The organism is Niveispirillum cyanobacteriorum (assembly GCF_002868735.1).
GTDB lineage: Bacteria > Pseudomonadota > Alphaproteobacteria > Azospirillales > Azospirillaceae > Niveispirillum > Niveispirillum cyanobacteriorum.
Map to the genome: position 1 here is coordinate 500,406 of NZ_CP025613.1, position 23,904 is coordinate 524,309.

General features: G+C 66.3%; 24 protein-coding genes. 5 read left to right on the forward strand and 19 right to left on the reverse strand.

Going from position 1 to position 23,904, the window contains the following annotated elements; genetic code table 11:
- Positions 1 to 117: 117 nt before the first annotated feature.
- From C0V82_RS27630 to C0V82_RS23120, 17 genes are all read right to left on the reverse strand, one after another.
- The gene (locus C0V82_RS27630; RefSeq protein WP_245924315.1) at positions 118 to 438 is read right to left on the reverse strand and encodes a DUF2285 domain-containing protein; all 321 of its coding nucleotides are present in this window, start codon (positions 436 to 438) and stop codon (positions 118 to 120) included.
- Positions 439 to 667: 229 nt separating this feature from the next.
- Positions 668 to 892 carry a transcriptional regulator domain-containing protein gene (locus tag C0V82_RS23045; RefSeq protein WP_102114771.1) on the reverse strand — a complete coding sequence of 75 codons (225 nt, stop codon included), beginning with the start codon at positions 890 to 892 and terminating at the stop codon, positions 668 to 670.
- A 114-nt stretch (positions 893 to 1,006) separates the two neighbouring features.
- The gene (locus C0V82_RS27855) at positions 1,007 to 1,465 is read right to left on the reverse strand and encodes a DNA -binding domain-containing protein (protein WP_281262380.1); all 459 of its coding nucleotides are present in this window, start codon (positions 1,463 to 1,465) and stop codon (positions 1,007 to 1,009) included.
- Entirely contained in the window at positions 1,356 to 1,610 is a 255-nt protein-coding gene (locus C0V82_RS23055) for a helix-turn-helix domain-containing protein (RefSeq protein ID WP_102114773.1), read from the reverse strand. Before C0V82_RS23055 ends, C0V82_RS27855 begins: the two co-directional genes overlap by 110 nt.
- Before the next feature lie 183 nt (positions 1,611 to 1,793).
- Entirely contained in the window at positions 1,794 to 2,114 is a 321-nt protein-coding gene (locus tag C0V82_RS23060) for a DUF736 domain-containing protein (protein WP_053553340.1), read from the reverse strand.
- Positions 2,115 to 2,687: 573 nt separating this feature from the next.
- Complete coding sequence (locus C0V82_RS23070) at positions 2,688 to 3,128, reverse strand: hypothetical protein (RefSeq protein WP_102114774.1); 441 nt, start codon at positions 3,126 to 3,128, stop codon at positions 2,688 to 2,690.
- 142 nt (positions 3,129 to 3,270) lie between these two features.
- Positions 3,271 to 3,438 carry a hypothetical protein gene (locus C0V82_RS27345; RefSeq protein WP_165608585.1) on the reverse strand — a complete coding sequence of 56 codons (168 nt, stop codon included), beginning with the start codon at positions 3,436 to 3,438 and terminating at the stop codon, positions 3,271 to 3,273.
- Between the two features lie 234 nt (positions 3,439 to 3,672).
- Positions 3,673 to 4,599, reverse strand: a complete 927-nt coding sequence (locus C0V82_RS23075; protein ID WP_102114775.1) for a DUF2493 domain-containing protein — start codon at positions 4,597 to 4,599, stop codon at positions 3,673 to 3,675.
- Positions 4,600 to 4,896: 297 nt separating this feature from the next.
- Positions 4,897 to 5,937 carry a DUF7146 domain-containing protein gene (locus C0V82_RS23080; RefSeq protein WP_102114776.1) on the reverse strand — a complete coding sequence of 347 codons (1,041 nt, stop codon included), beginning with the start codon at positions 5,935 to 5,937 and terminating at the stop codon, positions 4,897 to 4,899.
- Positions 5,937 to 10,283, reverse strand: a complete 4,347-nt coding sequence (locus C0V82_RS23085; RefSeq protein ID WP_102114777.1) for a bifunctional class I SAM-dependent methyltransferase/DEAD/DEAH box helicase — start codon at positions 10,281 to 10,283, stop codon at positions 5,937 to 5,939. The genes C0V82_RS23080 and C0V82_RS23085 overlap by 1 nt, the downstream gene beginning before the upstream one ends.
- A gap of 153 nt (positions 10,284 to 10,436) precedes the next feature.
- Positions 10,437 to 10,733, reverse strand: coding sequence for a hypothetical protein (locus C0V82_RS23090; protein WP_102114778.1), 297 nt, complete (start codon positions 10,731 to 10,733; stop codon positions 10,437 to 10,439).
- Positions 10,730 to 10,993, reverse strand: a complete 264-nt coding sequence (locus C0V82_RS23095) for a DUF6117 family protein (RefSeq protein WP_102114779.1) — start codon at positions 10,991 to 10,993, stop codon at positions 10,730 to 10,732. Before C0V82_RS23095 ends, C0V82_RS23090 begins: the two co-directional genes overlap by 4 nt.
- Entirely contained in the window at positions 10,990 to 11,406 is a 417-nt protein-coding gene (locus C0V82_RS23100) for a hypothetical protein (RefSeq protein ID WP_102114780.1), read from the reverse strand. Before C0V82_RS23100 ends, C0V82_RS23095 begins: the two co-directional genes overlap by 4 nt.
- Positions 11,407 to 11,472: 66 nt before the next feature.
- Positions 11,473 to 11,694 carry a hypothetical protein gene (locus C0V82_RS23105; protein WP_102114781.1) on the reverse strand — a complete coding sequence of 74 codons (222 nt, stop codon included), beginning with the start codon at positions 11,692 to 11,694 and terminating at the stop codon, positions 11,473 to 11,475.
- 60 nt (positions 11,695 to 11,754) lie between these two features.
- The gene (locus C0V82_RS23110) at positions 11,755 to 13,893 is read right to left on the reverse strand and encodes a ParB/RepB/Spo0J family partition protein (protein WP_102114782.1); all 2,139 of its coding nucleotides are present in this window, start codon (positions 13,891 to 13,893) and stop codon (positions 11,755 to 11,757) included.
- Positions 13,894 to 14,053: 160 nt separating this feature from the next.
- Positions 14,054 to 15,001, reverse strand: a complete 948-nt coding sequence (locus C0V82_RS23115) for a hypothetical protein (protein WP_102114783.1) — start codon at positions 14,999 to 15,001, stop codon at positions 14,054 to 14,056.
- Positions 15,001 to 15,951 carry an ArdC family protein gene (locus tag C0V82_RS23120; protein WP_102114784.1) on the reverse strand — a complete coding sequence of 317 codons (951 nt, stop codon included), beginning with the start codon at positions 15,949 to 15,951 and terminating at the stop codon, positions 15,001 to 15,003. Before C0V82_RS23120 ends, C0V82_RS23115 begins: the two co-directional genes overlap by 1 nt.
- 221 nt (positions 15,952 to 16,172) lie before the next feature.
- Here C0V82_RS23120 and C0V82_RS23125 point away from each other — a divergent pair, with 221 nt between their 5' ends.
- The 5 genes from C0V82_RS23125 to C0V82_RS23145 are packed head-to-tail and all read left to right on the forward strand — an operon-like array spanning position 16,173 to position 22,043.
- Positions 16,173 to 16,766, forward strand: coding sequence for a DUF6088 family protein (locus tag C0V82_RS23125; RefSeq protein WP_102114785.1), 594 nt, complete (start codon positions 16,173 to 16,175; stop codon positions 16,764 to 16,766).
- Positions 16,759 to 17,775, forward strand: coding sequence for a nucleotidyl transferase AbiEii/AbiGii toxin family protein (locus tag C0V82_RS23130; RefSeq protein WP_102114786.1), 1,017 nt, complete (start codon positions 16,759 to 16,761; stop codon positions 17,773 to 17,775). Before C0V82_RS23125 ends, C0V82_RS23130 begins: the two co-directional genes overlap by 8 nt.
- Positions 17,776 to 17,798: 23 nt before the next feature.
- Positions 17,799 to 19,121: an SIR2 family protein gene (locus C0V82_RS23135; protein WP_102114787.1), complete on the forward strand. Its 1,323-nt coding sequence runs from the start codon at positions 17,799 to 17,801 to the stop codon at positions 19,119 to 19,121.
- Positions 19,118 to 21,163: an ATP-binding protein gene (locus C0V82_RS23140; protein WP_102114788.1), complete on the forward strand. Its 2,046-nt coding sequence runs from the start codon at positions 19,118 to 19,120 to the stop codon at positions 21,161 to 21,163. Before C0V82_RS23135 ends, C0V82_RS23140 begins: the two co-directional genes overlap by 4 nt.
- Positions 21,150 to 22,043: a 3'-5' exonuclease gene (locus C0V82_RS23145; RefSeq protein ID WP_102114789.1), complete on the forward strand. Its 894-nt coding sequence runs from the start codon at positions 21,150 to 21,152 to the stop codon at positions 22,041 to 22,043. Before C0V82_RS23140 ends, C0V82_RS23145 begins: the two co-directional genes overlap by 14 nt.
- An 18-nt stretch (positions 22,044 to 22,061) precedes the next feature.
- Here C0V82_RS23145 and C0V82_RS23150 read toward each other — a convergent pair whose 3' ends face one another.
- Together C0V82_RS23150 and C0V82_RS23155 are read right to left on the reverse strand one after the other, a co-directional pair.
- On the reverse strand, positions 22,062 to 22,499 hold the full coding sequence (locus C0V82_RS23150) for a thermonuclease family protein (RefSeq protein ID WP_102114790.1): 438 nt from the start codon (positions 22,497 to 22,499) through the stop codon (positions 22,062 to 22,064).
- Between the two features lie 40 nt (positions 22,500 to 22,539).
- Positions 22,540 to 23,781 (reverse strand): tyrosine-type recombinase/integrase, encoded by a 1,242-nt coding sequence (locus C0V82_RS23155; RefSeq protein WP_102114791.1) that lies wholly within the window; start codon positions 23,779 to 23,781, stop codon positions 22,540 to 22,542.
- Positions 23,782 to 23,904 lie beyond the last annotated feature (123 nt).

The window sequence follows — 23,904 nt, forward strand, 5'->3', positions numbered from 1 at the left end:
TGAAGGCCGCTGGAGATCAGCGGCGAGCGAAGGCCACGATGGCGAAGCAGGACCGGCGCGATGCAGGGCGAAGTTGGGGGGGGCTAAAATCGCCCACCGGCTATCGCGTCGGCGCGATCAGTCCGGCCGGCGGTGTCGCAGTAAGGCGCGATAGCCGCCGGCGATCATGGCGCGCGCGTCCCGCAGCAGGGTTTTGATGGCGTGGCGGGCGGAGGCGTCCTGCCACGCCTGGCGGTCGAGTCGGGCGATGTGGAAGATGACCTGCGCGATTTCCCGCTGGGTCGCGCCATCGCGATAGCCGTCGAAGCATTGCAGCATCCGGCGCAATCGCAGGCGATGTTGTGCCGTCAGCCGGGTATCCGGCGGGATGGCCCGGCCGTGAAGGGTGGCCAGCAGACGGCAAAGGGATCGGACACGATCGAATCCCTCCCGACCCAAAGGAATGATGGCGGCAAGGGGTCGGTCGACCGGCGTGGCCGTCTCGATGACGAGCTGGACACTTTGGCCGTCACCGAGATCGTAGAGAAGGATGTCTTCGTCATGGTCTCCGATGCGGTAGGCGGCATCGAAGGTCGGTTGCGGATCGGTGTCCTCGGCGAGACCCGCAGGGGCCGGCCCCAGAAAGATGGCGCTCGTATCGTTCGCGGGCAGCCAGGCGATGCGGGCTTCAGATGGCGGGGCCTGCGGGTCCGCGGGGAAATCGCAACCCCCATCGGCGCCGGATCTTGTCGGTCAGCGTCTGGATGTCGGTCTTTCCCTCGCTCAGCTCCCGGTAGTCTTCAACATAGGCGTCGTTGCGCCGGAGCCACTCCCAGGCGAGATCGGACGGGCTCATCTCGGCGATGTGCTCATAGGCGGCGGAGGAGCGCCAGCCTGCTGCATTGGGTGTCATCGCGATCCTCCCTTTGCGTAAGTGATTGTGGAGGAAGAAAGGATTCTCGACAGGGCCGCCCGATGGAAGCTCGGCGGTGGGCAAAGCGCGATGCCAAGTCGGCATCGCGGCGGGTCAGTGCCGAGGGCGGGTCAACTCGCGGTAGCCCTGTTCCGTCATCCAGCGCGCCCGCGCCAGGTGCGAGTCGTGAACATGGCGGCAACGCTCTGGGTCGTGCGCGGGATCGAGGCCGAAGATGGCCTGGACGGCTTCCTGCCAGGCGGCGCCGTCGCGGGCTGAGTCGATCAGACGCATGTAGAGAGCCATGTGCTCACGGTCGTAGGCCGTGAGCGACTGGCTGACCGGCGGCTCGTCGAGGAATGAGGGCGTTAGCTGTCCCATAGAGCGACTATAATCGCTCATCCGAGGTTCGTTAACAGCATCGTGGGAAATTCTGTGCGCCGCCTGAACAAATGGCGGGCGCTTAACGCCTCGGCGGCAAGTCTTTGCGGTCGTGAAGCAACAGCACGCCTTCGCCCTTGTCGGTCGAGAGCAGGACGATCCCCGCGGCCTCCAGCGCCCGGCGAACGAGATCGCGCGTCGACTCATACACCTCGAGGTCGTTTTCGGATTCGAGACGCTTGAGCGCGGTCAGCGATGTCCGGGCCTCGTCAGCGAGCGTCTCCTGTGTCCATCCCAGCAACGCGCGTGCGGCCCGTGATTGTCGGGCGGTGATCATGAATGACCACCTCCCACCGGCCAATAACTACTTGCCAGAACTACGACTATTTTAGTCGTTCTTGGCGTCGCGGGGGCTGCTGGAAACCTGGTCGCCCGTCTCCTCCGGTCTTCGGCGGCGTCACCGATTCGCGCGCGGGCAAGGCAAAGGCCCCGGCCTGTCGGCCGGGGCCTTGCTGGTGGGTCAGTCCGCCCGGCGGTTCGGGCGGGACCAGATCAGCGAGTAGCCGTCGCCGTCCTCGTCGTCGAAGAGGTTGGCGTAGATGGGGGCGTTGAAGCTCGGATCGTCGAGCTTGAGGCCCAGATAGTCGCGGCCCTCGTTGGAGCGCTTGGACCAGGCGGCGCCGATCTCGACGCGGCCGACCAGAACCCGGTGGCTGGGGGCGTTTTCGCCGGTGGCGCGCTGGTCGGGGACGATGCGCACGCCCTTGGCCTGGACGCTGAGGGTGACGATTTCGCCGGTGAACTCGTTGCCGGTCTTCTTGAAGGTGCCGATGGTCGCCATTTCAAATCTCCGTTTCCGTTATCGAGCCCGCACCATTGCGGCCTCGATGGCGATCGACAGGCCGGAGGCGATCGACGGCGCACCCCGCAGGGGCCTGACAGCAAAGGAGGAGCTTTCTTGTCTCGCGAGGAATGACGGCGAAGCCGGCAGGGGAAGAAAGTTGTGACGCCGCTGTTGCGCCATAGGCGATCGAGGCGCAGCCGGCCTTCGGCCAGATCAAGCCATTGAAGAGGCCGTTTGGAGCGGGCTGGTGACGGGAAGAAGCGGAGAGGATGGCGGCTCTCTCGAAACCGGCGCCAAGACCTGCCGGATGTTCGCCGGCGCATCGCCCCTCTTGGCGGCGGGCCTTGCGGTCCTGCGTTGTCCGGGCCTGCCGCGGGCGGAAACCCTCCGCCCTTCCGTGTCGGTCGGCTGCGCCGCGACCGGCGTTCGGTTCGGGCGCTTCCGATGGGATGACCCGCGCTGCGGCCATCAGCGTGATCCGGGTTCGTCGCCCGCATCGCCGCCCCCTCAAGCCGACACGGACGGCGTGGTGTCGCCCCTATTGTCCCGCCGATACCGGCTGCGGAATGGTCAGGCTCCGGCGGGGCTCCGGCCGACCGGGCCAGCGGCCGCCATGCCCGTAACGCGCGCGAACGCGGTGACGCCGACTGCGACCGCACCGATGACGGAAAACACCAACTGCCAGGTTTCCGACGGCATGGTGTGCTTCACGATGCCGTGCGTGGCGTGGTAGCCGGCGAGGGCAGCGGGCGCGACAAAGGCGAGCGCGATCAGCAGCCGAGCCCAGAGCGGGCGAACAATCCCGAGCAGGATCTGGCCAAGGCCGAGCGTCAGCCCGGCCGCGACCACGCCGATCAGGATCGCGCCCATCCAGCCCGCGCCCGTGTGATAGGCCCAACCGCCGGTGGTGAGGCCAGCGAAGAAGGGCAGCGCGAAGACGGCGAGCGTGAACAGAAGCCAGCAGAAGAAGCCGATGGCCGCGATGGAAAGGATGATGCCGAGAAGGATCATGGCGGTGTCTCCGAAAGAACGATTCTGACGGTCGCGCCTTCCACCACCACCACGGCGCGTCGGGGATCATAGCAAAATATCGACGCGGACGGGAGCCGAAACCGACAAGGTTTCAGCCCCGTGGGCGATGATCTTCGCCCCTTCATGGAGCGAAGGGGTCGATTTCGCGGACGATCTGCGAGAGGTCGCCGTCATATTCGCTGGCGGGCGTGACCGAGAGCGTGCCGTCGCCGGCGCGGAAGATGACGATGACCGCCATCAGGCTGGTGGCGAGGCTGAAGGCGAAGGCGTGGGCGTCGTTGAAGGACATCGATCCGGCTCCTGTTTCGAGCGGAGGACCACCCCCGCTGACAGGCGCCCGACGTGTCGGACTGAGAGCTGCAATCACCGCGCAGGCGGAGCCGGAGCGGCGGCACGCAAGGCGTAGCCGACCCTTCACGGGTTGATGGCGTCAGGCGATCAGTCTGACCGAGGATCAGCGCAAAGAAGCGGGGAGTGGTGCTCTGCGGCAGGAGCCGGTGTCCTGCCGTGGAGACGGCGGCGCTCACGCGCCGCCGGTTCCGAACCGATAGACCGGGATGCCGAGCTTGCGGGCCTTGTCGGCGAGATTGTCCTGGATGCCGGTGCCGGGGAAGATGAGGATGCCGATCGGCATGACCGCCAGCATGGCGTCGTTGCGCTTGAACGGTGCAGCCTTGGCGTGTTTCGTCCAGTCGGGTCTGAAGGCGACCTGCGGCACCTTGCGGGTTTCCGCCCAACGCGCGGCGATCTTCTCGGCGCCTTTCGGGGAGCCGCCGTGCATCAGCACCATGTCGGGGTGCTTGGCGTGGACCTGGTCGAGCTTGGCCCAGATCGGCTTGTGATCGGTGGTGTCGCCGCCGGAGAAGGCGATCTTCGGGCCTGCGGGCACGAGCACTTCGGTTTCGCTGCGGCGCTTGGCGGCAAGGAAGTCGCGGCTGTCGATCATCGCGGCGGTGAGGCGGCGATGGTTGACGCGCGAGCCGGTGCGCTGAGACCAGGGTGAGCCGGTGGCGCGAAGATAGTGGTCGGCGGCGCTGTCGCGGAAGACTTCTAGGCTGTCGCGCCGTTCGATCAGCGATTGCCCAAGGTCGATCAGGCGTTCGAGCTGGACGGATTTGACCTCCGAGCCATCCTGTTCGCGCTGGAGCCGCTTCTGCGCCTGCTCGTTGTCGTCGAGTTTGCGGTCGGCCCGCTCGACGGCGCGGTGGAACGTATTGACGGTGGACCAGAGGAGATCGTCGAGGTCGGGATCGAGGCTCGTATCTGCCACGGTCGAGATCAGGGCGTCGAAGATGTCGGCGACGGCGCCTTCGATGATGCGGTCTTCCGGCACGGGCCTGGGATCGGCTTCGTCTTCGGAGGGCCGGTAGCCGTAGAGTTGAAGCTCCTGCGCAATCTGGTCGGTCGGGGATGCGGCGTGTTCGGGTTCGTAGTCGTCGTGCTCGCTCATGGGATGCTCCGTCGGTTGGACCGCGACCGTCGCGGCCTTCATGGCGACGAAGCCCACGGGCGGGACGGGCTGGCAGTCCGAGCAAAGCGAGGGCCTTGATGGCCAAGGCCGACTATTTTGTCTCGCGATGGAAAGCGGCCCGCAGGGCCGCGCCGGAAAATAGTCGGCCGCCGCCATTGTCGGCCTGGCCCGTTTGTGGGCCGATCGCCCTCTCGAAGGCCGAGGCGCGGTCCTCTCCGATGGTTGACGCAAGCCTGCGGGCATGATGACGGCAGCCGTGACGTCCGTCGCGGGCGGCTAAGCCGCCTGAGCCATGAAGCGGGCGACGTCCTGCGGCGCGAGCTGCACCCGCAGGCTGGCGCGGAGCGCATCGAGCCCGAGGCGCCGGAGATCTTCGTTGAAGTCCTCCAACACCGGCGAGAGCACGATGGCCTCGATTCCGGCCGCGTTCGCCCGTTCGACCAGGTTGTCCCGTGCGCCGTCGCCTGCCGGGTCGTTGTCGCGCAATATATAGAGTCGGCGCAGCGTCTCGGGGAACAGGATGGCGGCCAGATGGGCTGCGGACAGCGCCGCCGCCATCGCCATGTGCGGTATCGTCTGACGCGCCGACAGGACGCTTTCGATGCCTTCGCCCGCAGCCATCGCCTCGCCGGCGATCCCGAAGCGAACGGCATGGCCGAGCAAATCGCCCATCGCCTTGCGCTGCGTTTCGATCGGCGCCTTGTCGGAGCCGTCGGGGGCGAGCCAGGTGCGATGCGCGCCGGTGATCGCGCCCCTGAGATCGGTGACGGCGGCGATCATCGCCGGCCAGGTTTCGGTCGGGCCGTGGTCGTCGGGCCGATAATAGCAGCGTGGATGGAAGCGAAGGTTTCCGGTTCCGTGCAAAGCCGTAATGCCGCGATGGCGAAGATATGTCTCTACGGGGGTGCCGCTGATCGGCTGCGACATGGCGAACAATCGCCTTGCCGCTTCGGCCGAGCCCGACGGGGCAGGCGTGCCCGGTCGCTTCTTCGTCGCCGGCGCGGGTTTCGGACGCGGCAGGCTGAGAAAGCTGCGGGCTTCCTCGACGACATCGGCGAAGTCGGCGAGGCCGCAACTCTCCCGGATCACGTCGAGCAGATCGCCATGCTCGCCGGTGGCGGCGTCGGTCCATTTGCCCGCCGGCCCCTTCGCCGTCTCCTTGAGCCGGACGAACATCGAGCGGCCGGGCGTGTTGCGCGCATCGCCGACCTGCCAGTAATTGCCCTGACGATGGCCGGCGTCGAGATAATGGCGGCACACCGCCTCGGCCTCCCGGCCGAGACGCTGCGCCAGATCCGAAGCGTCGAGACGGGTCATCACGCCGCCTCGCGTTCGCCGATGCGCTGGACCGGATAGCGGCCCAGCACGCGCTCCAGCACTGCGGGACCGGCGCTATCGGTCGGCACGAACATCCTGAGCTTCCAGGAGATGATCTCGTGGAACAGTCCGTAGGCGGTGAGCCGCTCGCGCATCGTGTCGGTGAAGCCCGACAGTTCGATGCGGTTGGCGCCCATCACACGGACGCGGCGAAGCTGAAGCCCCTCGGCCAGATCGAGGATGGTGCGGCCATCCACCAGCGCCATGAAGGCGTCGGCGGGCGCGAGCGTGGCTGCGCCGGTCGTGGTCGCATTGGCCGCCCAGGCGGGCGAGACCTTGCGGCCGACGATCCGGTCGCCCTCGTCGGTCTGGAGCCGATAGACGCGGGTGGACTCGTTCGGCAGCCGCTTCCAGATCGGCAGCAACAGGCCGACGACGATATGGATCGTGCTGTCGGAGAAAGCCGGCACGTCCGCGACCTCGGCGTTCCAGGCCGAGGCGAAGTCGTTCCGTTCCGCCTCGGTCCAATGGGTCTCGCCCATCATCTTCACCGGAACGGTGTGTGATTCCATCGGCCGGATCAGCCGGACGCGGCGTTCGATCTCGCCATCGTCGAGCATGACCGAGGTGGCGGGGATCTGCACCGCGGCGCGGCCCGACCGTTCGTTGACCAGCAGCCTGGCGCCGGATTCGCCGAGATGGGCGAGCGCGTCGTCCAGCGTGACCGGGCGGTTTCGGGTCCGCTGCGCGATGGTGAGGAGCCGGGTCTCGGCGCCCGTGCCCGGATGCGTATAGATGGTCTGGCGGCCGGTGACGGTGAAGCCTTCCGCCGTCAGCGTCTCCAGCCCGACATCGTAGATGCCAGCGGCTATGGCCCCCTCGATCTTGGCGGTGAGAAGCTGCTCAAAGGCGGTGAACAGGATGCTCTGAAGCTCGATGGTCAGGGCCAGCAGCCGATTTAGGAAGGTGGTGATCGGGGGCAGTTCGTCCTTGATGCCGTTCGCGTCCACCAGCTTCAGGCCGGTGGCGGACTCGAAGCGTTCGAGCGAGCAGCCTTCGACCTTGCCGCGCACCAGCAGGAGATAGAGCTGGCGGAGCGCATCGCGGGCGTAGGGGCTTTCCAGATTGTCCTCGGGGCGGAACAGGCCCTGGCCGCCGGTCTGGCGCTGGCCGCGGGTGATGGCGCCCAGCGTGTCGAGCCGCCGGGCGATGGTGGAGAGGAAGCGCTTCTCCGCCTTGACGTCCGTGGCGATGGGCCGGAACAGCGGCGGCTGCGCCTGGTTGGTCCGGTGCGTGCGGCCGAGTCCCTGGATGGCGGCGTCCGCTTTCCAGCCGGGTTCGAGTAGATAGTGGACGCGCAGCCGGGTGTTCCGCGCCGAAAGCTCGGCGTGATAGCTGCGGCCGGTGCCGCCGGCGTCCGAGAAGATCAGGATGCGTTTGCTGTCGTCCATGAACGCCTGGGTTTCGGCGAGATTGGCGGCTGCGGCGCGGTTCTCGACGACGAGTCGGTCGCCGCCCGAAGGCGTGCTCTTGCGGACGATGCGCCGCGAGCGGCCCGTCACCTCGGCCACCAGATCCGTGCCGAAATGCTGGACGATCTGGTCGAGCGCGCCGGGCACGGGCGGCAGCGAGGCGAGCTGCGCGATCAGTTCGTCGCGGCGCGCGACGGCTTCGCGGCTTTCGACGGGCTGGCCGTCGCGATAGACCGGCCGCGACGAGAGGTTGCCCTCGCTGTCGGTGAAGGGCTCGTAGAGCTGCACCGGGAAGGAATGGGCGAGGTAGTCGAGAACATATTCCCTCGGCGTGATGTCGACGCGAACGTCGTTCCATTCCTCGGTCGGCAGGTCGGCCAGGCGGCGTTCCATCAGCGCCTCGCCAGTCGAGACGATCTGGATGACAGCGGCATGGCCGGCTTCCAGGTCGCCGCTGATCGACCGGATCAGGGTCGGCGTCTTCATGCTGGTGAGCAGATGGCCGAAGAAGCGCTGCTTGGCGCTCTCGAAGGCCGAGCGGGCGGCGGACTTGGCCTGCCGGTTCAGCGTGCCGGACGTGCCGGTGATGTTGGCGGCCTCCATCGCCGCATCCAGATTGTTGTGGATGACGGCGAAGGCCCCGGCATAGGCGTCGTAGATGCGGATCTGCTCAGGGCTGAGCGCGTGTTCGACCAGCTCGTATTCCACGCCGTCGAACGAGAGCGAACGGGCGGTGTAGAGGCCGAGAGCGCGCAGGTCGCGGGCCAGCACCTCCATCGCCGCGACGCCGCCGGCCTCGATCGCCTCGATGAACTCGGCCCTTGTCGAGAATGGAAAATCCTCGCCGCCCCACAAGCCCAGCCGCTGGGCGTAGGCGAGGTTGTGGACCGTGGTGGCGCCGGTCGCGGAGACATAGACGACGCGGGCGTTCGGCAGCGCGTGCTGGAGGCGCAGGCCGGCGCGGCCCTGCTGCGAGGCGGCGACGTCGCCGCGTTCTCCCTTGCCGCCACCGGCGTTCTGCATCGCGTGCGCCTCGTCGAAAATGAGGACTCCGTCGAAGTCGGAGCCCAACCATTCGACGATCTGCCGGACGCGCGAAACCTTCTCGCCGCGGTCATCGGAGCGTAGCGTGGCATAGGTCGTAAACAGGACGCCTTCCGGCAGCGTGATCGGCCGCCCCTGCGGGAAGCGCGACAGGGGCGTGACCAGCAGGCGTTCCATGCCGAGCGCCGACCAGTCGCGCTGCGCGTCCTCGATCAGCTTGTCGGACTTGCTGATCCACACCGCCTTGCGGCGGCCCTGGAGCCAGTTGTCGAGAATGATCGCCGCGGACTGGCGGCCTTTGCCGACGCCGGTGCCGTCGCCGATCATGAAGCCGCGCCGAAAGCGAGCGGCGTTCTCCGCATCTTCGCGCGCGGCGGTGACGATGTCGAAGGTGGCGTCCACCGTCCACGACCCGGCGAGATGGTCCGCGTGCGCTTCGCCCGCATAGATCACGGTCTCAAGCTGGGCGTCCGACAGCAGCTCATGGATGTTGGGCGGCAGGCTTGGCCGATAGCTCGGCTTGGGCGGAGCGACCGAAGCCATTGCGGCCGACTGCACCAGCCGGGTCGGATGGCCCTGGGCGCCGGCGATACGGATCGCCTGCAATCCGTATTCCTCGTAGATGCTCTCGGATAGACGGCCGCCTTCGCCGGCGAGCCAGTCCTGGGTCTCGTAGGCGAGCGGCAGGCCCTCCGGTTCGGCCATCGGTGCAGTCGCCGGGACAGCCTTGGCGGCGCGGTTGATATAGCCGCGCACGCTGCGAGGGGTGGCAGGCGCGATGGCCGGGACCACGACGGAGGGATCGACGGCGAGCCGTTTCGGCGCCTGCTCGTCGATCCAGCCCAGCAGCGTGGCGACGTCCGGCGCGATTCCGGGCGTCGCCGGAAACACGACGGGATCGTCGGCGGGCCGCTTGTCGATGACGGTCAGGCGCGTCTCGATGGTGGTGCCGTGTTTGGCATAGACGAGGCCGTCGATGACCGCGGAGAAGACGACGCGCCCGCGCGCCTGCAACCGGATGAAGGCGTCCCGCCAGGCCGGATTGTCGGGTGCGAAGCTGGCGCCGGTGATCGCCACGAGCCGGCCGCCGGGGGCCAGACGCGCCAGGGCCGAGCCGACATGGCGGTAAGCGGCGTCCGCCATGCGGCCCTCGACATTGGCCATGACCGAGAAGGGCGGATTCATCAGCACGACGCTGGGCATCACGGCGGGATCGAGATGATCGTCGATCTGCGCCGCGTCGAAACGAGTGACGGAGATGGCCGGGAAGAGAAGCGACAGCAGATTGGCGCGGGTGTCGGCCAGCTCGTTGAGAACGAGCGCGCCGCCCGCGATTTCGGCGAGGATGGCGAGCAGGCCGGTGCCCGCCGACGGCTCGAGCACCCGGTCGGCCGGAGTGATGGCCGCGGCGTGGGCGGCGACCAGGCCGAGCGGGATCGGCGTCGAGAACTGCTGGAAGGTCTGGCTCTCCGCCGAACGCCGCGTATGCGTCGGCAGCAGGTTGGCGATTTTCGACACCGCGGAAAGGCGAGCCGCCGGAGACCCGGCTTTGCGGAAAAGCGCACGTCCGTGTTTACGGAGGAATAGGACGGCCGCCGCCTCGCAGGCGTCATAGGCCGTCTTCCAGTCCCAGGCTCCGGTGGCGTCCGACGCGCCGAAGGCGGTCTCCATCGCCGCACGCAGGGCGGCGGCGGCGACGCGCTCGCCGCGTTCGAGATGAGGCAAGAGCTGGCCGGCGGCCGCGAGGATGGCGGCGGCGGGTTCGGGATTCGAGCCGAGCGGAAGCGGCGCGGCGGCGGTCGCCGCCGCCGATGCGGAAATCATGGTCATGGTGGGAACCTCTTGGAGAGCGGGAAAGGGCGAGCCCGCGCGGCGCTCTCTCTCGACCGCACCGGCTCAAACCCGTCCCGGCGGCCCTCTCACTCTCAAGGCGCCTGCACGGAAAAAGCGCCCGACCGTGAGGTGGGGCGCTTTTTGAGGGGATCAGATCCAGAGCCCGTCCGCGATCTCGGAGGCGACGAGCGTGCGGGCCTTGCGGATCAGGTCATCGCCGCAGGTATCGACATGGCCGAAGAACCGCGCGCGAGCGCCGTTCGCGGTCCAGTCGGCATAGGCGCAATATTCCCGCGCCTCGGATCGAAACGCCCGCATGTCGCTGGCCCAGTGAGGCTTGGGCTCGACGACGACGGTGAGGCCGCCTCGGGTCTCCAGCCAGGGCAGAGACCGCTCATGCGGCGGATGCTGGCGATCCGCCGCGAAGATGGCGTCGATGTCGGTCATGGCGCCTCTCCCGTTTCGGGCCGCACGAAGCCTTCGGGATCGTCGGGATCGGGCGGCAGATAGGCGTCGTAGGGATTGCCGTCGGCGAGATGGCCGAAGGGCGCGAAGACGTAGTCGCCGTTGTCCCGCCCCACGGCGCAGATGACGTAGCGCGGGCTGCCCGTCACCGCGTCGAGGCATTCCATAAGGGCGAGATTGCCGTCGCCCGCCGCGCGCAGCAGGGTCTGGAAATTGCTCCGGGCATAGGAGGGGATGCTCATAGCGGGCCTCCCTCGCCGGAGAGGGTCTGGGCAAGCCAGCCATCGGTGTAGATCCAGTCCACGGTCTCGCCGGTGGCGAGGTCGAGGACATGGGCGCCGCCGCCGAACCCGTCGAGACGCGGCCGCGAGCAGGTGTTGGCGTATTGGAAGCCCCATCTGCCGGTGAGGCCGAACTCGGCGGCGCAGCGCTTCACGAACTGGATGAGGCGCTCGGGATCGCCGGTCACGTCGTCGCGCATCCAGAGTTCGGTGCCGCCGTATTGCGGCTCGATCGACAGAAGGAAGCCCTCCGAGGGCGGTTCCTCCGACGCGCCTTCCGCGGACAGCGTATTGTAGAGATCGAGCGCACGGGCGGCGTTCTCGGGCGTGCCGACGTCGAGCAGGCACGAGAAATGCGTGAAATAGTTGGCCATGACAGGCTCCTGAAACGAGAAAGCCCGGCGCGATGGCCGGGCTCGGTTGAGGGATGATCGAAGGGGTCAGTAGCCGAACCGCCAGGATGGCCAGGGCTGGCCATCGTCGGCGGCGGCGACGGCTTCCGGCAGATAGCCGGCATCGCCTTCGACCAGGGTTGGATCGCGCACCGGCGTTTCGTCGATGACGGTGACGCAAACGACGAGACCGTCTTCGACCTCGACGTGGACGGGCACGAGATACTGAAAGACGACGCGGCGCGTGCCGGACGGGTCGGGTTCAATCATGGAAGGTCTCCTTGCGAAGATGCGGGGAAGCGACCTCTCGCCGCTCCCCCGCCGTGAGGGTCATTCGGCCGCGATCGTTAGGGCGTCCTCGTCCTCGATCTCTTCGGCATCCTCGTCGCCGTCCTCGCTGAGGAAGGCCGGCAAGGCGGCCTCGTCGTCGGCGTCGGCCTCCGCGCCCGGTTCGATGACCTCCCCGTCATGGGGATCGATCAGGCGCAGCGGCTCGGGCAGCCAGGCGGTGTCGGCCAGCAGGCGCTCGGCCTCCTTGGCCATGTCGCCCTTCTTCAGATGGTCGATGAGCTGGGCGGCCCGTTCGCCGGCGCCCTCCCGGACGGCTTCGAGGATGCGGGGCTTGGTGACGCGGCCGAGATAGTTGCCGACCGTCGGCCGCCAGCCCGCCGCCACCATGTCGAGGCCAGTGGCGCGCGCCAGCCGGTCGGCCTGGGCGAGGCGGACATCCAGCCCATGCTGGCTGACGCCCGATCCGTAGGGGTTCGGCCGCTCGAACAGCGCGTTCACGCCGAAGCTGACGCAATGGGCGAGCAGATCGAGGCGCGTGCCCGGATCGAGATCGGTGAGCCAGTCCCACAGCGCCTGGTCGTCGGCTGGAACGTGATCGCCCCAGCGCCCGTGCCGCTCGGCGATCTCGTGCGCGGCCGCGCTGTCCTTCAGCTCCTCCGGTTGGGCGGAGAAGAAGACGTGGCGGACGCTGGCCTCGAGGCAGCCCGTCGGCGCGGGTCGCCGGAAGGTATCGCTGACCAGCTTGTGCAGCAGCATGGTCATGGCGACGTCGGGATGCTCGGCGAGCGCGTTGCGCAGCGCCAGCGTGCGATGCGCGGTCAGCTCGATGACGAGGCGCTCGGGCAGCGGCTTGATGCCGTCCTCCTCGTCGTCTTCCGGCTCCGCGGCCTGGCCGCCGACGGTGACGACGGCGCGTTGAACGGCGGGCGTGGCCGAATGGCCGGTGTCGCCGTCCGCCTCCGTCGTATCGTCTCCATCGGGATCGACTGGGCGCTCGTCCTCGGGGCGGACATAGCCGCGGTCCACCGACAGCGAGCCGTCGGCGTCGAGGCTGACGAAGACGCCGGCGATGGCGATGTTGGCCGGATCGTAGATCGCCGGGCGCTGCTCGAAGGCGTCGAGCGCCTGCTCGATCTCTCCGAGACGCGCGTCGATCTCGTCAGGCAGCTCGTCGGCTTCGGCATATTCGGCCTCGAGCCGGTCATACTCGTCACGCAGCCCCTCGCGGGTGGCGCGCTCCTCGTCAGTCAGGTCGACCGCCGTTCCGACAAGCTCCCGAAGCCCGTGCTCGTGGCCGTAGGGAAAGCTCAGGGCGGCCTCGACCCACTTCCAGCCTTCGCCTGCGATCTCGTCGGCGGCGGCCTTGAGCTTCTCGGCCACCAGGCGGTCGAGCAGGGCCGGGTCTTGCAGCCAGCCGCCGTCGTCGGACTGGAAGAGGTCGCGCAAGACGATGCCGCCGGCCGCTTCATAGGCTTCGACGCCCACGAAGACGGCCCGCCTGTCGGAAGCCCGCACCGTGGTCTCGGTCAGCATCCGGCGGATGTGATAGGGCTCTTTCTGCCAGCCATCCTTGATCGCGTCCCAGACCTGTTCCTGGCGGGCGTGGTCGGAACTGACGGTGAAGGCCATGAGCTGCTCGAGCGTCATGCCGTCGTCGGCGTAGATCTCGAGCAATACCGGCGAGACGGAAGCGAGGCGCAGGCGCTGCTTCACGATATTGACGCCGACGAAGAAGGCGGCGGCGATGGCTTCCTCGGTCATGCCCTTCTCGCGCATGGCCTGGAAGGCGCGGAACTGATCGAGCGGATGCAGCGGCGCGCGTTCGATGTTCTCGACCAGCGAGACCTCATCGACCAGGATGTCGCTGTTAGCGTCGCCGACGACGCAGGGCACCGGCGCAGTCTTGGCCAGACGCTTCTGCTTCACCAGCAATTCCAGCGCGCGATAGCGGCGGCCGCCGGCGGGCACCTCGAACATCCCGGTCTCGGCGCCATCGGCGTCGAGGACGGGACGGACATGCAGGCTCTGGATCAGGCCGCGCCGGGCGATGGACTGGGCCAGCTCCTCGATCGAGACGCCGGCCTTGACGCGCCGGACGTTGGACTGGCTCAGCACCAGCTTGTTGAAGGGAATGTCGCGCGCCGACGACAGGATGATCTTCTGAATGGCAGTCGCCATGATCGTTACTCCGCGACGGGCGGCCGAGAGCCTCTCTCTCGACCTCCGACCCGTCACGAAGCCAAGCGCAGCCCTCTCACTCTCAGGAGGGCCGCGCCGGGCGGGCGGAAAGGCGTGGAGCCGGAAACCCGCCTCTCCGCTTTTCCGGTTTTCAGGATCATCACACTCCGCAGAGGCCCTCGCACTCGTTGGGCCAGAGATCGAGCTGGCCGCGATCGGCATTGGTCGACAGGTCGACCTGGTCGAGCGGCACCGCGGAACGGTGGAGATAGACATCACCACGAATCCCCCGGAACCCGGTGCGAATGGAAGCGTCGACCGATACCGCGTCGGCCCAAGCCTCGGGATCGCGGTCGCGCATCCGCCGCCAGTGATCGTCGGAATGGAACGGGCAACCGATGCAGGCGCTCTTGGGTGGCAGGGGGTAGTCGTGCCGATCCAGCCAGCGCAGGCAATCCTGGCGGGTCATGCCTTGCTCGATGAGCGGCCAGCGGTTGATCTGCCACGGCTCGAACGAAGGCTTCATGCGTAGTACCTCGTCGAGCGAGATCCCTATCCACTGTTCGGCGATGGGAGCCGTTGGCGAGCGCCGGCCGGCGATGCCGAGCAGCTCGCGGACCTTTCGGCGGATTGGCGCGATCTTGTAGTCGCCGGTGCATTGGCGGCGGATCATGCCGACCCCGACCCGTTCGGTCGGCACGATGCGGGAGCCGACGGCGACGAGATCACCGTTCTCGTCCTCGTCATAGACGGGCAGCTCCGCGCCTGCCGGCGTCACTGTGCGGGTGAAGGCCGGGATGGAGGCCCACCGCGCGCCGCGCGCGCCGGCGAGAAGGTCGGCGCGCAGGTCCCCGGCCGAGACGATATGGACGGGGAAGGGCAGGACGTTGGGCGATCGCAGCCAGGCGAGATGCTCATAGACGGCCCTCGGCTCCCAGCCGGTATCGGCGAAGATCGCGCAATCCGGCATGGGGCCGATCTCGCCATGCGCGGCCATCAGGGCGAGCGTGGTGGACTGGACGCCGGCGCCCAGGCTGAGAACACGCAGGCGGATGGACGCCTGCTGTTCGGGGGATGGCGCCAGTGCGGGGAAGACGGGGGCGTTCATCACGCCGCCTCCCGTTCGTCGTCGGTCATGCCGACATCCGCGCCCGGCAGGAAGCCAAGCAGCCAGTCGGCCGCCTTGCTGGCCTGGGATGCGGCGCGCACGATGGCGCGATTGTCCTCGCGCAGCACCTCGAGCCAGGAGCCGATGTAGTCGGCATGGCGGACGGTGGGCGTGATGCCGAGCGAGGCGCAGCAGAAAGCGGCGTTGATCTCGGCGACCAGCTCCTCGAAGGCGTATTTCTTCGAGCCGAAGCCGCCGGTGAGGTCACGGCCGAGCCGGGAGGTATGGCCGGTCGCGTGCCCCAGCTCGTGCAGGGCCGTGCGGTGCCAGTTGATCGGCTCGAAATACGCATGGGGCGGCGGCACCTGCACAAAGTCGTGCGCCGGGACATAGAAGGCGCGGTCGCCGCCGATACGGAAGTCGATGCCGGTCGCCCGGATCAGAGTCTCGACCCGCGGCTCGATGAGGCCGGGCGGAGGTGGTGGGGCCACAATGGCGACATCCTCCGGCAGCCCCTCGCATTGCGCCGCGTTGAACACCGTGAAGCGCTTGAGGAACGGGATCGCGGCGGCTTCTTCGCCGGTCTCGCGGGCGCGGCGCTTCTCGTCCTCCGGCGTGAAACGGTCGGCATAGACGACGGTGGTGCCGTGTTCGCCGCGGCGGACATTGCCGCCAAGCGACAGGGCCTGGCGGAAGGTGAGCCAGCTCTGGCCGGGAAAGCCGTGCTGGATCACCGCGCCCCAGAGGATCAGCACATTGATCCCCGAATAGTGCCGCCTGGTCGCGGCGTTTCTCGGCATGGCGAGGGGCGCCTTGACCGAGGCCGATCCCCAGGGCTGGACCCAGGGGAAGCGGCCTGCCTCCAGCTCGGCGATGATCTTGCTGGTGATGTCGTCGTAAAGGTTCGCCCGGCCGGAGCCGGCACGCCCGTTGCGGTCGTTCCTGAACATCGCGGTTCTCCGCGACGGGCGCCGGAGACCTCTTCTCCAGCCCTCAACCCGTCACGGAAATCCCGTCCGCACCCTCACTCTCCAGGGGGCGTTGCGGGGTTCTCCCCGCAGAAGGGGTCGGTCGAGACCCCGGCTCGGCCGCAGGGGAAGGCTTTCCCCCTATCCGGGCTTCCCTTGAAAACTGTCAGAAATTCGCATATATTTCCGACAGGAGAAAGACGATGACACGGCTGACCGAACAGATTCTGGCACATGCGACGGGACTGCCCGAAGGCGCCCCCGTGTCCGCCAAGAGCCTGCTCCACCTCGGAAACCGGGCGGCTGTGGATCAGGCATTGTCGCGTCTGTCCGAGCGCGGGCAGCTCATCCGCGCCGGTCGTGGCGTCTATCTGCGTCCCATCGCCAGCCGGTTCGGCACGCGCGCACCTTCGGTCGAGCAGGCTGTCGAGGCCCTTGCGACCCAAAAGGGGGAGATCATCGTCTCGAACGGCGCCGCCGCGGCGAACGCCCTTGGCTTGACGACGCAGGTGCCCGTCCGCTCGGTCTATCTGACCTCCGGGCGCAGCCGGAAAATGCACCTCGGCAAGCAGGTCGTGGAATTGCGGCACGCGCCGCGCTGGCAACTGGCCTTGGCCAACCGCCCGGCGGGGGAGGCCGTGCGGGCGCTGGCCTGGCTCGGCCCCGAAAGGGCGGAGGCCGCGCTCACGACATTGAAGCGGAAGATGCCGCCCGGCGTGTTCGGCGAACTGGTCGCCGCCGCGCCGCAGCTTCCGACGTGGCTCGCGCAGAGCGTGGGAAGGGTGGCGTATGGCTGACATCTTCCTCCAGCTTTCGGCCGAGGATCGGCGCGATGCGTTGGGCGTCGCCGCCGACCGCTCGGGCCGTCCTACCCATCTTCTCGAAAAGGATGTGTGGGTGGTGTGGGCGCTGGCGACCCTCTACGCCGCGCCGCTCGGTGAACATCTGGTGTTCAAGGGCGGCACGTCGCTGTCGAAAGCCTATCAGGTCATCCGCCGGTTTTCGGAGGATGTGGATCTGACCTACGACATTCGGGCGATTGCGCCCGATCTGGTCGGGGACAATGGCGAGGGCCTGCCGAAAACCCGGAGCGAGGAAAAGCGCTGGTCCAGCGAGGTCCGCCGGCGGTTGCCGGTCTGGGTCGCGGAGGCCGTGCAGCCCGTGATCGCGACCGCGCTGGCCGCCGAAGGTCTGGCGGCGGTTATTCGTGTCGAGGATGACAAGCTCTTTATCGACTATGAGGCGACCGCGGCAGGGTCCGGCTATGTCGCGCCCAGCGTCATGCTGGAGTTCGGCGCCCGCTCGACGGGCGAACCGGCGAGCCTGCGCGACGTCGTCTGCGATGCGGCCGGTCTGATCGACGGGCTGGTATTCCCGACGGCGCGGCCGCGCGTCATGCACGCGGAGCGGACCTTTTGGGAGAAGGCGACCGCCATCCATGTCTTCTGCCTCCAGGAACGGCTGCGCGGCGACCGCTTCGCACGACACTGGCACGATGTTGTCCGGTTGGATGAAGCCGGCTTCGCGGAAGCTGCTTTCGCTGATCGCGAACTGGCCAACGCTGTCGCCCGCCACAAGTCGATGTTCTTCGCGGAGAAGGCCGCCGACCGCACGCCGATCCACTACGCAGCGGCCGTCAACGGCGGCTTGCAGCTCGTGCCGGCCGGCGATGGCGCGAAGGCGCTGAAGGACGACTATGCCCGCATGGTCGAGGATGGGCTGCTCTTCGATGACGCGGAGCCGTTCGAGGCCCTCATGGCGCGGTGCGCCGATATAGCCGCGCGCGCGAACAGCGCGGCCAAATAAGAAACTGGGGGGATCGGGGGTATATGAGCGAAGTCGGAGACGAACGAAAATTCCAGTTTCTGAGGAACGGCGATGCCGATCCATCGGAACTCGACTGGAACAAGGGGATCGAGAGCGCCCGCCAGGCGATTTCCGAGGCCATGAACGCCAAGAATATCGCGTTTCTGCTCGGCGCTGGATGTTCCTCCCTGATGAGGGGCGAAAAGGAACTCGGCATTGCGACCATGGCGCCCCTGGCCAAGGAGTTCTGCGGGGAAACCCTCGAGGCGCGGGCTGCGGGATTCTACGGTGATCCGCCGGTCGTCGGCGCTGCCCCGGCGCCGTGGCGGCTGACCAAGGGCGAACTCGACTATCTCGATGCGCTCGGGGTCGACCTGGCGAAGGACTACAGCCGCAACCTAGAACGCTTGATGGAGGTGCTATTCGCGCAGCGGTTCGTGCTGCGCCAGAGCGAGAATCCCGATCTTCATCCCTACCGCGCTGTTCTCGACGGCATCATCAAGAAGGTCCAGGACTTCCTATGGACCCGTGTCACCCAAGGGGCCTTCGCCACGGAGGGCGACACCACCGTGCGCGACCTCTACGAGCGGTTCTACAAGAAACTGGTCCTGCGAGATCGGTCCTTGCCCCGGCCGTGGGTGTTCACGACCAACTACGACCATTTCAGCGAATTGGCGATGGATCGGCTGGGCATTCCCTATGCCAACGGCTTTTCCGGCGTCGTGGAACGTCGCTTTAACCCGGCGATCTTCCGCTATGCCCTGGCCGAGCAGCTCGACGTTGCCAGCCGCAAGTGGACCGCCGTCGACGCCTTCGTCTATCTCTGCAAATTGCATGGTTCGGTCACTTGGACCGAGGACGATCATGGCCTGTTCCCGATCAAGGAGGTCTGGCCGCCCGAATCCACGAACCAGATGCTGATCTATCCGACGCCGGCGAAGCAGAACTCTTCGCTCGGCTCGCCCTACGCTGACCTGTTCCGGGAATTTCAGGCCCGGATCGTGCGCGAGCAGAGCGTTCTCATCACGGCGGGCTACGCCTTCGGTGATGAGCACCTGAACAACATCATCTACCAGGCGCTGACGATCCCGACGTTCCGTCTGGTGATCTTCGCGGCGCCGGATACGGGCGGCGAGATCGCCAAGCTGCGGGCGCTGCGCGACCCGCGCATTTGGATCATTGGAGGCGACGGTCCTGCCGAGGGGACGAGGGCGCACTACTTCGACATGATCGTCGAGCATTTCATGCCGCAGCGTCCCAGCGACAGGATCGATGACGCTGTTCGCAAGGTGTTGTCCGAACTGGCGCCGAAAAGGGACGACGAGACGAAGGATGGCGAGGCATGAGCCACGACGATCGCAAGCGCGCGATCGGCAAGGTGGTCTCGGTCGCGGCCGACCGCTTTGTCGTGGAGATGCACGTCGGCACCGACAACTTCACGGTCGTTGGCTTCGACGGCGTGCATTATGTGGCGCGGCTGGGATCGTTCCTGATGATTCCGTCGCAGTCGGAATATGTCGTGGTCGAGGTTGTCGGCCTGCGTGAGCGCGATGCGAGCACCCCCTCCGAGCGAGGCGACTTCGATCGGGCCGGCTCCTCAAAATATCTGGACGTGGTGCCGGTCGGCATGTTGCCGATGCGTGGCGGCGCGTTCCGTTTCGGTGTCTCCGTTTTCCCGTCTTTGTATGCGGACGCACTCTATGCACTGGATGGGGAACTCGATCGCATCTTCGAGACCGAGGCGGCCGTCGAGCCGTCAGTCGGCCCGGATGGCGGCGCCTGCGAACCCGAAGGGGCCACGCGCTATCGGGTTCTGCCCATCGGCAAGTCGGTGGTGTTCGAGAACTACGACATCAAGGTCCGGCTGAACGAGTTCTTCGGCGGTCATGTCGCCGTTCTGGGCAATACCGGCAGCGGTAAATCCTGCACGGTTGCCTCGGTCTTGCAGTCCCTTTTCAGCAAGCCGGAGGAGCATCACGCCCGCGGCGCGACCTTCGTCGTCTTCGACGTCAATGGCGAGTATCACGCCGCTCTGGCCGCTTCCGCGAAGGAGGGAGCCATCGGGGTCGAGCGCGTCGTCCTCGACGGCACGGCGGCGGGCTTCCGTATGCCGCATTGGTTCCTGGAGATGGCAGAATGGGAACTGCTCTTGCAGGCCAGCGAACGAACACAACTGCCGGTCCTTCGGACGGCGTTAGGTCTGACAAGTCTCTTTCATGCCAATACGCCAGAAGCTCTGGCGCTGCGCGAGCACTTTGTCGCCACCTGCATCATTGAGTGCTTTCGAGGGGCAGATGGCGACTCCCCCGTATCGAAATTTCAGCGCGTGGTCTCCCTTCTCCAGAAGTATCCGACAAACGACCTGAATATGGCGCTTCTGAACCGCTTTAATCCTAATTTTCAGTATGGAAATTTTTCAGGGAACAACCAATCGGCGTTTCTGGACGAAGTGAGAAAAAAGCTCCGGGAGGATGCACCCTTACCAGCCTATAATCGGACGCCATTCTCTTTTGATGAGCTGCACGAGTGTCTCGACTTCGCGATCCTCTATGAGGAGGCTCACGGCAATCGCCAAATCCGGGACTACTGCTCGTCCATGGTCACGCGGCTCAGATCCCTCCAAGAGAGAACAGAATATGCCTTTCTGCGTCACGAAGGAGCTGACGTTGACGCGGCTGTAAGCGATCTGGAGTTTTTGACCAAAATCGTCGGTCTGGAAAGGGCGGCCGGAGAATCTTTCACCAAACGCAATCAGGTCATTATTATTGATCTCAATTCCGTCGAAGATGAAATCGTTGAGCTGGTCAGTGCGGTCATCGCACGCATGCTTTTTCGGTTTCTTCGCCATGCGGAACCGAGAAACCGCTTCCCGATACACCTACTGCTCGAAGAGGCTCATAGATATGTCGCCTCTACGCCTTCCCGCTTTTCCATCGACGCCACCAAGATTTTCGAGCGCATCGCCAAGGAGGGACGCAAATACGGCATGTTCGTGCTTCTGGCGTCTCAGCGCCCGAGCGAGCTGTCCAAGACGGTCCTCAGCCAGTGCTCCAACTTCCTGGTTCACCGCATCCAGAATCCTGACGATCTCTCCCAGATTCGCCAGATGACGCCGTTCATTTCAGAATCGGTCCTGAAGCGGTTGCCGTCTTTGCCTCGGCAGCACGCGCTGGTGTTCGGAACCTCGGTCAATCTCCCAACGACATTCAAGGTGCGGGAGGCATCGCCGCGGCCGCACAGCGACGATACCGCCGTCGTCGATTTGTGGTTCCACGAGGAAGGTCGAGCCGCTGACATTCACCTCGCGCGCCGTCCGGCCGCCGCCGCCGCGGCGGCTAAAGGGGAGCCGATGGCAGCAAACGCAGCGCCGGACGATGACATCTTCTGACCATCTGGAGACCCTGGCGCAGACACTGGAGGCCACGGGAGATTACCGGGTCATCCGGCGTCTCAAGCCGCGCCCTCGCACCGTTCCGCCTCCAGGCACTCCGCTGCGCCTTGGACTGGTGGTCGATGTGGAGACCACGGGGCTCGATCCTCAGCGCGACGAGATCATCGAACTCGCCATGACGCCATTCTATTACGGCTTGGATGGCGCCGTTTTCAGCGTGGGCGACAGCTTCCAAGGGTTGCGTCAGCCGAGCGAGCCAATCGCCCCGGAAATCACCGCGATCACCGGCATCACGAATGAAATGGTGGCCAGCCAGGTCATCGATCCCGCCGAGGTCGCCAGATTCGCGGCACCGGCCTCGCTCGTTATTGCACACAACGCGGCGTTCGATCGCCGCTTCCTCGAACGCTTCAGCGATGTGTTCTCGACGAAGCCGTGGGCATGTTCGCTCAGCCAGATCGATTGGGCAGCGGAGGGATTCGAGGGCACGAAACTCGCCTATCTCGCTCAGGCCGCGGGCTTCTTCTACGACCGTCACCGCGCGATGCACGACTGTCTTGCTACGGTCGAGTTGCTGGCAATGCGGCTGCCCCGATCTGGCGTTACGGGTCTCAGCCGCCTCCTGGACGGCGCTCGTGCCGTTTCGTGGCGCATCTGGGCGGAGAACTCGCCCTTCGACCTCAAGGATGTTCTCAAAGCGCGGGGATACCGTTGGAACGGCGACCCCGGGCCGCAGCCGCGCGCATGGTATATTGACGTTCCCGAGGTTCAGCGCGAGGCCGAGCTGCGGTTCTTGAGAACGGAAATCTATCGGTATGAGGTCGATCCCCCGGTCCGACGGATCGATGCGTATGATCGGTTTTCAGACCGAATCTGAACGCCGTCGAAGGCCGAGCTATTGCTTGCCTTGGCCGTATCCATTGCCGCCCTCGATGCTCCCGCCTGCCTTCAGCAAGTCCCCGATGGAGCGCCCGCCGATCCGGCAGGTGGCCACCACGCGGTCGTAGGACTGGCGGTTGGCGACGCACTCCGCATTCCGACCCATGGCGACCTTTTCCAGCGCGGCCTTGGCGGCGGGGCCGGTAGGGGAGTGGAGTTCGGGCGCGTAGAAATCCTCCAGCCGGATCTCCACCCAGTTGGCCGGCCCTTGACCGACGGCTACGCACAGGGAGTCGCCGTCACCGACATAGACCACGGGACCGGAGAAGTGCGCGCCGCGATGGAGATAGGACGGCATTGGGCCACGGTCGGGAATGGCCTTGCAGGGATCGGCCTTGGCCGCTGTCGCCGTGGTCAGCGCCGCCAGCACGGCCAGCCCGATTTCGATACGCATAGTCGTTTCTCACTTCCGTTTTATATGGTGCGCCGGAGGCTCATGCCGCCGCTTTCAGGCGCTTCTTGGCGAGCATGGCGCGGACGAACTTGTCCCATTTCGCCATGCCGGCGCGCTTTTCCACCATGTAGTGCCAGCGGTCATAGTGCTTGGAGCTGACGTCCTGCAAAGCATGGTTCTGGAGGCGGTCGCGGATTTCCTTCGAGATCCCCGCCTTGCCGGCCAGCGTCTTGAAGGTCCGGCGCAGGTCGCGGTTCGTCACATAGGGAATCACGCCGCGGTCCCGCTGGCGCCACATGAACGAGTAAAGCGTGCCGTGGCTGACAGGCTTGGACGGGTCCGTGGCCGACGGGAAGAACCAGCCGTATTCGTTGACGTTGATGGATGCGAGCAGCTCCGCGGCCAGCTCCGGCACCGGAACGGCATGGGGCTGGTCGTTCTTGGTCTTCGACCAGTCGATGATCTTTTCCTTGGCATCCCACTGATCGATGTGAAGGCTGGCAATCTCCTGGACGCGCTGGCCGGTCAGCATGATGATCCTAACGGCACGGGTATAGGGCGGATGAACCGGCGTGTCGGGGCATTCCAGCCAGCGATAGAGTTGCACGAACTCGTCCTCGTCGAGCCAGCGGGTGCCTTTGACCTTCGGTTCGGTCGGAATACCTGTCGCCGGATTGAAGGGGATGCGAAAGCGGCGAGCCGATTGCTGCCGATAGTCGTTGTCGGACTTCATACCCCAGCCAAAGGCCGCGTGCATGTAGGAGCGCACATGGTCGGCCATCGACTTGGCGCCGCGCTCATAGATCGGGCGGATCAGTTCGACGATTTCCTCGGCCTCGATGTCGCGGGCCAGGCGGTTGCGCCCAAGGGTGTTGGCGATCTTGTTGAGGCCCTTCTCGGTCTCCTTCCAGGAGGGCTTGCCAGCAGCTTTGAGTGAAGCGACGTAGCCCTCGAAGAGGTCAGCGACAGTGCCGGGGCGGGTGTCGCTTGCGATCTTGATGCTCCGGCCTTTCTGGATCACGTCGGCATAGTCGCGCTTGAAAACCTCGCGGGCCTGGGCGAGCGACATTGAGGGGTAGGCGCCGATCTTCTTCTTGGTGCGTTTGCCGTCACGCCATTGCTGCGCCATCCAGTCGGCCGTGACGCGCTTCGGCATGGGCTTGAGAACGAGGACGAGTCGGCCGGTGCCGCGCCCCTCGCCATCGGCAAGGTTCTCTTGCTTGCGGCTGATCTCGACGCGCTTCAGCGCATGTCGGATCGCGGTGTCGGTCAGGGCTGGCATGCGTTCCTCCTTGTCCGCAACTGGGATCGGTCGAGGAGAAACGGGGATCGTTTGCGGGGATCGGAAAGCCGTTTTCTATCCCTTCAACCGCCCCCAATTTGCCAAAACCGTCCCCACTACGCA